The following is a 9533-nucleotide window of genomic DNA, read 5'->3' on the forward strand; positions in this document are numbered from 1 at the left end:
GCGCGCAGCCGCCCTTGCGATCCTCCTGCCTGTTCACTTCTCCCCGAACCTGCGTGCATCTTCAGCATCGAGTTGGGGTCGGAGAGCGGCGCGCAGATCGTCGAGGCCGGTGGCCTGCAGGTCGTCGTTGAAGTCGCCACCCCGCGGCGACAGCATCAGCACGGCGATGCCCGCCGCAGCCGTGCGCGCGGTCAGGACCGCGACAGCCTTGTCGCCCGCGGCATCGGCGTCGCGGGCGATGTATAGCCGTTGCAATGTCGGCGGTAAATCGAACGCGCCCAGATGACCGGCGGACAACGCCGCCGCCATCGGCATGCCCGGCAAGGCCGCGCGCAGCGACAGCATCGTCTCGATCCCTTCGCCGACGGCAAGGACGTTCTCCGCCACACCGAAGCGCACGGCATGGCCAAGGAGATTGCCCATGGCCCGCCGGGGCGCCGCGACCAGCGCCTTGCCCGATCCGTCCGGCGCGAGCCAGGTGCGGTGCGCGCCGGTGATCCTGCCCTGCAGGTCGGTGACAGATGCGATCATCGCCGGACGCCGCTCTGCTGGGGCGCCATCGTCGGGTCGATAGTAGCAGTGCGGGTGGTATAGCAACGCCCCCGCATCATGGACCGGCGCGATGCCACGACCGGCCAGATAGATCTCGACCGGCGTGCCCGGGATCGGCTGCGCCATGGTGATCAGTCGCCGTGCCGCTTCGGGCGATCCCGTGGCGGCGCGGATACGGGCAGAATTGCCGGGTCGGCCAAGCTCGGGCTGCGGCAGGCTCAAAAAGCGCCGCGCCTCCTCGGCGACATCACCGAATGAGGTCAGGCCGCAGCTCTCCCGGATCACGTCGAGAAGGTCGCCGTGCTCGGCCGTGGCGGCATCGGTCCAATGACCGGCAGCACCGGGGCCCGCCTCCGGCCCCTTCAGCCGGACGAACATCGACCGCCCCGGCGTGTTGCGCGCATCGCCGACAGTCCAGTACTGACCTTGCCGCTGCCCATTCGGGAGGTAATGCTGACACACGGCCTCGGCGTCCCGCGCGAGGCGACGCGACAGCTCCGCTGCATCGCGCGCCATCACGAAAACCCCACCGCTGTGCCAAGGTTATGTTGCCCAGACTCGCGAAAACTCCTGCAGAAACGCACCAGATACCGCCACCGCAACATAACAAGCGCCGCAACATGTTCGGTCTTATGTGGAATTCCACATAAGACCGACAGCGCAACAGGCGAACACGGCGATCTCCTCGACATCATTCGCGAACGGACGGGCATCACCCGCTTTCCCGACCTTCTTGCCGAGGCGCGCGCGCATCTTGGCCGTCCGCAGCCGGTTCTCCCAGATGCCAATTCTCCGCGCAGCCGAAAATCCCCTTCGGGTACACCCGCAGCGGCATCGCGCTTGTTTGCGGCCTCTGTGTCTTTGGCTGGCTCTCTGGCAGAAGTCTACCTGCGTTCCCGGGGCATCACCCAAGCGGTGCCGAGCGCGGCCCTGCGCTTCCACCGGAAATGCTGGCATCGGGATGAGGGTCAGACCAAGCCAGTGCCCAGACCAGCGATGATCGCCGCGGTCACCGATGGGGCAGGGGTCTTGCAGGGTGTGCATCGCACTTGGTTGGCTCCTAACGGTCAGGAAAAGGCGGCTGTCGAGATTCCCCGTCGGGCAATGGGTCACCTCCTCGGTAATGCCGTCAGGATCGCCCCCGCAGATCAAACTCTGGTGCTGGGCGAAGGCATCGAGACCATGTTGTCCGTCCGCGAGGCGGCACCTTCTTTGCCCGTCTGGGCGGCGCTCTCATCGTCTCACCTCGGAGCTGTCATCCTGCCTGCGGGGCTGCAGCGCCTCTACATCGCCATCGACCGCGATCCGGCAGGGCAACGTGCGGCGGAGAGGTTGACCGCCAGAGCATCCGAAGTCGGGGTTCAGGTCATCGTGCTGGAGCCGCAGCTCGGAGATTTCAACGATGATCTCCGCGCCCACGGCGTTGAAGCGCTGCGCCAGCATCTGGCTGCGCAGATCGGCTCTGAGGATCAGCACCGACTGAAGATCTGAGCCCACGAGCGCAAAAACAGTCTGGCAAAGCGGGGCAGGCGGCGCACATCGCCCAAGGGAAATTCGGCCGTGGTCTGTTGCCATGCCCCGGCTGTCAAACCCACCCGACACCCGCACGTCCTTCAAGAGATGGGCAGGCGGCCGTCAAAGGGGCCGCCCCTTCAAGGACGGGGGGCAACTGATTTCCGCCGCGGGGGACGAGCCCCCGCTTTGCATCGCGAGACATATCAGCCGCCCCCCGTCCTCCTCCACATGCGTTCCGGCCCCGAAGGCGGGGTGAAGGGGCGTCCCCAGTGACAGCTTTCGCAGCCCATGAAGGCCGCGCGGGATGTCGCGCGGGCCCAAGCAGCCGGAGGCAAAAGACCATGACGACCCAATTCCAGAGCGAGGATTTCCACCGCAGCCCCGCCCTTTCCCAGACCGCCTGGGCGCTTCAGGAGCTTCAGCTCTACGGCACACGGGCGTTTCAGGACGAGGTCGATCTTCGCCCGATGCCGGAGCCCGAGCGCCTCATCGACGCCGTCACCGATATCTTCGATGCCATCGTCGCAACCCTTGGCGACACCCGCATGGAACCCGACCTCGAAGAGCTGCTCTGGGGCCAGGTCAACCTCTTCCACCGCGCCGCGGCCCGGGTCGAACGGTTGCTCGACGACAATGAAGTGGCGCAACACCGCCTGCAGCGCGAGCAGGACGGCTCCGAGGTGAAATCGACCGAGCTTGAGCGCCTGACGGCCGAGGGCACCAGCCTTGTGGAACGGCGCCATTGTCTGGAAGCCTTCCGCGACCGCAGTGCCGAGGCCTTTGAAGTCCACACGGGCTCAACCTGGCGGCCCCGCTCCGGATCGATGGTGAACCACCGGCACCTGACCGCGGCCCTGATCGACAGCCGCGACTTCCTGACCGCCAAGCGCCGGTCCGAGACCGAGGTGATGCTGCCCGCAGGCCCCAAGGTCGCCCTCACTGGTGGCACCGACTTCAACGATCATCGCCTGATCTGGGGCAAGCTCGATCAGGTCCAGACCAAGTATCCCGACATGGTCCTACTGCACGGTGGCAGCGGCAAGGGGGCCGAACTCATCGCTGCCAAATGGGCCGAAGCCCGGGGTGTGACGCAGGTCGCCTTCAAGCCTGACTGGACCAAGCACGCCAAGGCCGCACCCTTCAAGCGCAACGATGCGATGCTGGATGTTCTCCCCGTGGGCGTCCTTGTCTTCCCGGGCAATGGGATCCAGGAAAACCTCGCCGACAAGGCCAAGAAGCTAGGCATCCCGGTCCTGAAGTTCGAGAAGGGGGCGTGAGCCCCCTTTCTATCCACTCCACCGCGCCGTCGAATTTTTCTAGTCGCGGCCATGGGGGTTCATCGCTAAGTTGATGAAATGCATAGTCAGGGGTGTTTATGACTGCCATCGACCGAATCCTACAGTCTTACCGTGACGCTGCAGTTACCGAGCGTGAAAAGGGCACCTATTTTGAACGGTTAGCCCTGGTATTTTTCATGAACGACCCTGTTCAGTCAGAAGAATATGAAGCGGTCTCAACTTGGTCAGATTGGGCAAAAGCCAACGGCCGTGATGGCAAAGATGTTGGCATCGATTTGGTTGCAAAGTTGCGCAATGAGGATGGCTTCGCGGCAATACAGGCAAAATTTTACGCCGCAGATGCCCGTATCCAGAAGGTCAACATCGACAGTTTTATTTCGGCCTCTGGCAAGGAGCCATTCCGTAGGCGCGTCGTTCTTGACACGACCGAAAAGGAATGGGGTACCAATGCCGAGGAGATGATCCGGGACCAGGCAATCCCGGTCGTGCGCATCGGCCTGACAGACCTGCGTGAAAGCCGGATCGACTGGACGATTTTTGAGGCGCGCGGCGAAATCGTCCTTAGCGCCAAGAAGACCCTGCTGGACCATCAGAAGGATGCGCTGGCGGACGTCAGCAAGGGCCTCTCTGTGGCCGACCGCGGCAAGATGATCATGGCCTGCGGCACAGGCAAGACCTTCACGTCGCTGAAAATCGCCGAAGCTGTCGCGGGCAAAGGCAAGCGTGTTCTGTTCATGGTGCCTTCGCTGGCATTGATGTCCCAGACCGTGCGCGAATGGACGAACGACACCGAAACGCCGATGCGCGCCTTCGCGGTTTGCTCCGACGCCCATGTTGGCAAGCGCCGCAAAAGCACCGACGACATCGCAGAAATCGAAATCCATGACCTGGCGTTTCCAGCCACCACAGATCCGGTCAAGGTTGCCAAAAAAGCTGGCGAGGACGATCCGGAGCGGATGACCGTCATCTTCTCAACCTATCAGTCCATCGTCACCTTGATCCGGGCGCAGGAAGCAGGTCTGCCTGAATTTGACCTGATTATCTGCGATGAGGCGCACCGGACCACCGGCGCCACCCTCGACGGCGAGGAAGAGTCGAACTTCGTCAAAATCCACAGCAATGATAATGTAAAGGCCCGCAAGCGCCTCTACATGACGGCGACGCCAAGGATTTTCGGCGACAACGTTCGCAGCAAGGCAGACGAGGTTGGCGCGGAACTGGCGTCGATGGATAATCCAGCCCTGTTTGGGGACACGCTGTTCTATCGCGGCTTCGGCTGGGCTGTGCAGAACGGCCTGCTGACTGACTACAAGGTCATCGTGCTGGCGATGGACGAGGGCCTGGTCAGCGCGGCCGTGCAAAAGCGCCTTGGCGATGCGGGCAGCGAATTGGTGCTGGACGACGCGACCAAGATCATCGGCTGCTACAAGGCCCTGACCAAGATCGACTTGAAGGCAGATGTCTCGACCGATCCGCACCCGATGCGGCGTGCGCTGGCATTCGCCAAGGACATCCGTAGTTCCAAGCTGATCCGCGACGAATTCACCGCTGTGGTCGATGAATACCTTGGGCAAGACAGCCTGGTCGAAACCGAAGAGCCAACCAGCCACCTCCAGTGCCAGATCGAACACGTCGATGGCACCTTCAACGCCAAAACGCGCGGCGCTCTGCTTGACTGGCTGAAGGCCGATGCAGGTGACAACGTTTGCCGCATCCTGACCAATGCCCGCTGCCTTTCTGAGGGCGTCGATGTCCCTGCGCTTGACGCCATCATGTTCCTGCATCCCCGCAAGAGCCAGATCGACGTCGTCCAGTCGGTCGGCCGCGTGATGCGGAAGTCGGACGTCACGGGCAAGAAGATGGGCTATGTCATCCTGCCCGTAGGCGTTCCCGGCGGAGTGCCCCCTGAACAGGCGCTGGCTGACAACGAACGCTACCGTGTCGTCTGGCAAATCCTGAACGCCCTCCGCGCTCACGACGAACGCTTCGACAGCACCATCAACAAGGCATCCCTCGGCCAGGACATCTCGGACAAGGTCGAGATTGTCGGCATCAACGCCGAGTCCGAGGAATTGCAGTCCGTCACAGCCGTCGTGCAAAACCTGCCCAAGAAGACCAAGGCCGCCAGTTCCGGCATCGGGTCGGGCAGCGGCGGTCCTGGCGATGATGTCATCGAGGGGCCGGAACCCACCCAGACCGAAATGACCTTCTCGATCGACGAATTCTCCCGCGCCATCATGGCCAAAATCGTCAAGAAATGCGGCACCCGCGACTATTGGGAGGACTGGTCCGCCTCCATCGCAGAAATCGCGAAAAACCACATCACCCGCCTGACCGCCCTGCTGAAAGACCCGGACACCGAGGCCCGCCGCGCCTTCGATGCCTTCCTTGGCGAACTGCGCGACGATCTGAATGACACCATCTCCAAAGGCGACGCCATCGAGATGCTGGCCCAGCACATCATTACCCGGCCCGTGTTCGAAACCCTGTTTGAAGGCCACAAGTTCACCGCCGAAAACCCTGTCTCGCGCGCCATGCAGCGCGTGCTGGATGTGCTGAACGAGGCCAACCTCGACAAGGAATCCCGCGACCTCGAAAAATTCTACGCCAGCGTCAAGCTGCGGTCACAGGGCATCACCGATCCCCAGGCCAAGCAGAAACTGATCGTGGAACTTTACGACAAGTTCTTCCGCCGCGCTTTCCCCCGCACCACCGAAAAGCTGGGCATTGTCTACACCCCGGTCGAGATCGTCGATTTCATCATCCATTCGGTGAACGAGGTGCTGCAGTCCGAATTCGGCCAGACCCTCGGCTCCCCCGGCGTCCACATCATCGATCCCTTCACCGGCACCGGCACCTTCATCACCCGGCTGCTGCAATCCGGCCTGATCGCGCCAGAAGAGATGGAGCACAAGTTCCGCCACGAGATTCACGCCAACGAGATCGTGCTGCTGGCCTACTACATCGCCGCAATCAACATCGAGGCGGTCTATCACGGGCTGCAGGGCGGCGAGTATGTGCCGTTCGAGGGCATCTGCCTGACCGACACCTTCCAGATGTATGAAAGCGACGACCTGATCTCGCACTACATGCCCGACAACTCGGAGCGGCGGAAGCGGCAGAAGGCGACGGATATTCGGGTGATCGTGGGCAACCCGCCGTATTCCTCCGGCCAAAACAGCGCGAACGATAACAATGCAAACGTCGCCTATCCGACCCTTGATGGCCGCATCCGGGACAGTTATGTGTCCCGCTCCACAGCTGTCAATAAGAACGCACTTTACGACAGCTACATTCGGGCGATCCGCTGGGCATCAGACCGGATTGGTGATGCCGGGATCGTGGCCTACGTAACAAACGCAGGATGGGTAGACGGCAACGCAGCAGACGGTCTTCGGGCTTGTTTGGCTGAAGAATTTACGGACCTTTATGTCTTTCATTTGAAAGGAAACACTCGAACGAGCGGCGAACGGGCGCGACGTGAAGGCGGTCAGACCTTTGGCTCAGGTAGTCGTGCGCCAATTGCGATTAGCATCTTTGTCAAGAATCCGAACATTTCGGAGAACGGCCGCATCTTCGTTCACGAAATTGGCGATTATCTTGATCGAAAGCAGAAGCTCGCAATTATCTGAGAACGGCAGTGCAAAAGTTTGCCACGGAAGTGGCGGGATAGTCCTGCTGCGGGCAGAGTAAAACTTTGCCACTTTGGCCCTTTCTGGCGACAGGGAGGGCGGGGGTATTTTAATCGTGGAACTCTATCGGAAGGTCCGTCTCGCGCGTCGGGGCGGCATGAGCGAACGCGCTGCAGCGGTTCACTTTGGGATCTCGCGGGCGAGCGTAAATAAGATGATGAGCTTTTCGGTTCCGCCCGGATATCAGCGAACGGCTCAGATCAAGCGGCCCAAGCTGGATGCATTTACGGGCTTCATCGACCAGTGGTTGCAGGAGGACCTCACCCGGAACCGCAAGCAACGGCATACAGCCAAGCGTATTTTTGAGCGGCTGCGGGATGAACACGGGTTCAAGGGCGGCTATACGACAGTCAAGAACTATGTCCGTGAACATGGTCGGCGCAGCCGTGAAATGTTTGTGCCGCTGGCCCATGCCCCTGGCCACGCCCAAGCAGATTTTGGCGAGGCGATGGTGGTGATCGGCGGCGTGGAGCAGAAGGCGCATTTCTTCGCGCTGGATTTCCCCCACAGCGATGCGTGTTTTGTTCGGGCCTACCCGGCAGCCGTTTCCGAGGCTTGGATTGATGGCCATGTCCATGCTTTTGCCTTCTTCGGCCGGGTGCCGCAGTCGGTGCTCTATGACAATGACCGGTGCCTGGTGGCGAAGATCCTGCCGGATGGCACACGCAAGCGGACCAAGCTGTTCAGCGGGTTCTTGTCGCACTACTTCATCCATGACCGTTACGGTCGTCCGGGCAAGGGCAATGACAAGGGGGCTGTCGAGGGCCTGGTTGGATATGCGCGGCGCAACTTCATGGTGCCCATCCCCCGTTTTGCGACATGGGACGCCCTGAATGCCTGGCTGGCGGAACAATGCCGCAAGCGTCAGGCGGACGTTTTGCGTGGGCACGGCGACAGCATCGGGCAACGCTTGGTTCGTGATCTTGAGGCGATGATGGATTTGCCCGCATCGCCGTTCGACACCTGCGATCAGGCCAGCGGCCAAGTGAACTCGCAGTCCCTGGTGCGCTACAAAACCAACGATTACTCGGTGCCGGTTGCCTATGGTCATCGTGACGTCTGGCTTCGCGGTTATGTCGATCAGGTGGTTATTGGCTGTGGCGGTGATGTCATCGCCCGCCACCCCCGCTGTTGGGATCGCGAAGACATGGTCTTTGACCCGATCCATTATCTGCCCCTGCTGGAGCAGAAGGTGGGCGCCCTCGATCAGGCGGTCCCTTTGGCCGGTTGGGATCTGCCGGAAGAGTTCGCAACCCTGCGCCGCTTGATGGAAGCCCGGATGATCAAGGCGGGTCGGCGCGAGTATGTGCAGGTCTTACGGCTTTTGGAGACATTCGAGATGGCAGACCTGCAGGTTGCCGTCAAAAATGCCCTGCGGATGGGGGCGATTGGCTTTGACGCCGTCAAGCATCTCGTGCTGTGTCAGGTCGAGAGACGGCCGCCCAAGCTGGATCTGGATGTCTATCCCTATCTGCCCAAGGCCAACGTCGGCACGACATCCGCGGCCAGCTATATGTCCCTGATGCGGGGGCGGGCAGCATGAGCGACGCGCCCCAAATCCTTCTGAACCACCGTCTGAAGTCCCTTCGGTTGCCAACCGTTCTGCGGGAATACGGCAAACTGGCCACGCAGGCCGCGGCGGAAGGGCTGGACCATGTTCAGTTCCTCGGGCGTCTGATCGAGTTGGAGATGATCGACCGGGAACGCCGCATGATCGAGCGCAGGATCAAGGCCGCCAAATTCCCTGCCGTCAAAAGCCTGGACAGCTTCGACTTCAAGGCGATCCCCGCCCTGAACAAGATGCAGGTGCTGGAACTGGCGCGTTGCGAATGGGTCGAGCGGCGCGAGAATGTCATCGCGCTCGGCCCAAGCGGAACCGGCAAGACCCACATCGCCCTCGGCCTTGGACTATCTGCCTGCCAAAAGGGCCTGTCCGTGGGCTTTGTCACCGCCGCCGCACTCGTCCATGAACTCATGGAGGCGAGGGACGAACGCAGACTGCTGCGGCTTCAAAAGCAGATGGTCAGCCACAAGCTGCTGATCATCGACGAGTTGGGCTTCGTGCCGCTCAGCAAAACCGGCGCTGAACTCTTGTTCGAGTTGATCTCGCAACGCTATGAACGCGGCGCAACATTGATCACCAGCAACCTGCCCTTCGATGAATGGACCGAAACTTTTGGGTCAGAGCGCCTGACCGGCGCGCTTCTGGATCGGCTGACCCACCACGTAAACATCCTTGAGATGAACGGCGAAAGCTATCGCCTCGGCCAGAGCAAGGCCCGCCAGGACAAGGCATAACCGTCCACCCAAATTCCACCCAGTTGGCCCTGACGGGCCAAAGCATCCGGGCAACCGCCAGCTCAATGACAAGCGCGGTCGCCCGGATGCTCGCGCTCCCTCACGCGACAATCTCCCTAACCCCAAAGTGGCAACATTTTGCGCTGCCCTTTGGCTCACTTTTACTCTGCCGTTGACA

6 protein-coding genes are annotated in these 9533 nt (G+C 61.5%); 5 read left to right on the top strand and 1 reads right to left on the bottom strand.

From position 1 onward, the window contains the following. Positions 1–33 precede the first annotated feature (33 nt). A complete protein-coding gene (locus Q8K08_RS00005; RefSeq protein ID WP_304797482.1) occupies positions 34–1068 on the bottom strand; it encodes a toprim domain-containing protein in 1035 nt (344 codons plus the stop codon). A 465-nt stretch (positions 1069–1533) separates the two neighbouring features. Here Q8K08_RS00005 and Q8K08_RS00010 point away from each other — a divergent pair, with 465 nt between their 5' ends. The 5 genes from Q8K08_RS00010 to istB all read left to right on the top strand — a co-directional run bounded on the left by Q8K08_RS00010 (position 1534) and on the right by istB (position 9355). Next, complete coding sequence (locus tag Q8K08_RS00010) at positions 1534–2043, top strand: toprim domain-containing protein (protein ID WP_305248753.1); 510 nt, start codon at positions 1534–1536, stop codon at positions 2041–2043. A gap of 365 nt (positions 2044–2408) precedes the next feature. Further along, positions 2409–3344 (top strand): DUF2493 domain-containing protein, encoded by a 936-nt coding sequence (locus tag Q8K08_RS00015; protein ID WP_305248754.1) that lies wholly within the window; start codon positions 2409–2411, stop codon positions 3342–3344. A 98-nt stretch (positions 3345–3442) separates the two neighbouring features. Beyond that, a complete protein-coding gene (locus tag Q8K08_RS00020) occupies positions 3443–6997 on the top strand; it encodes a DEAD/DEAH box helicase family protein (protein WP_305248755.1) in 3555 nt (1184 codons plus the stop codon). Between the two features lie 157 nt (positions 6998–7154). Continuing rightward, positions 7155–8600: an IS21 family transposase gene (gene istA, locus Q8K08_RS00025; protein ID WP_305248756.1), complete on the top strand. Its 1446-nt coding sequence runs from the start codon at positions 7155–7157 to the stop codon at positions 8598–8600. Beyond that, positions 8597–9355: an IS21-like element helper ATPase IstB gene (istB, locus tag Q8K08_RS00030; protein WP_305248757.1), complete on the top strand. Its 759-nt coding sequence runs from the start codon at positions 8597–8599 to the stop codon at positions 9353–9355. Before istA ends, istB begins: the two co-directional genes overlap by 4 nt. Positions 9356–9533 lie beyond the last annotated feature (178 nt).

Origin of the sequence: Pseudotabrizicola sp. (assembly GCF_030684215.1) — a bacterium.
GTDB lineage: Bacteria > Pseudomonadota > Alphaproteobacteria > Rhodobacterales > Rhodobacteraceae > Pseudotabrizicola.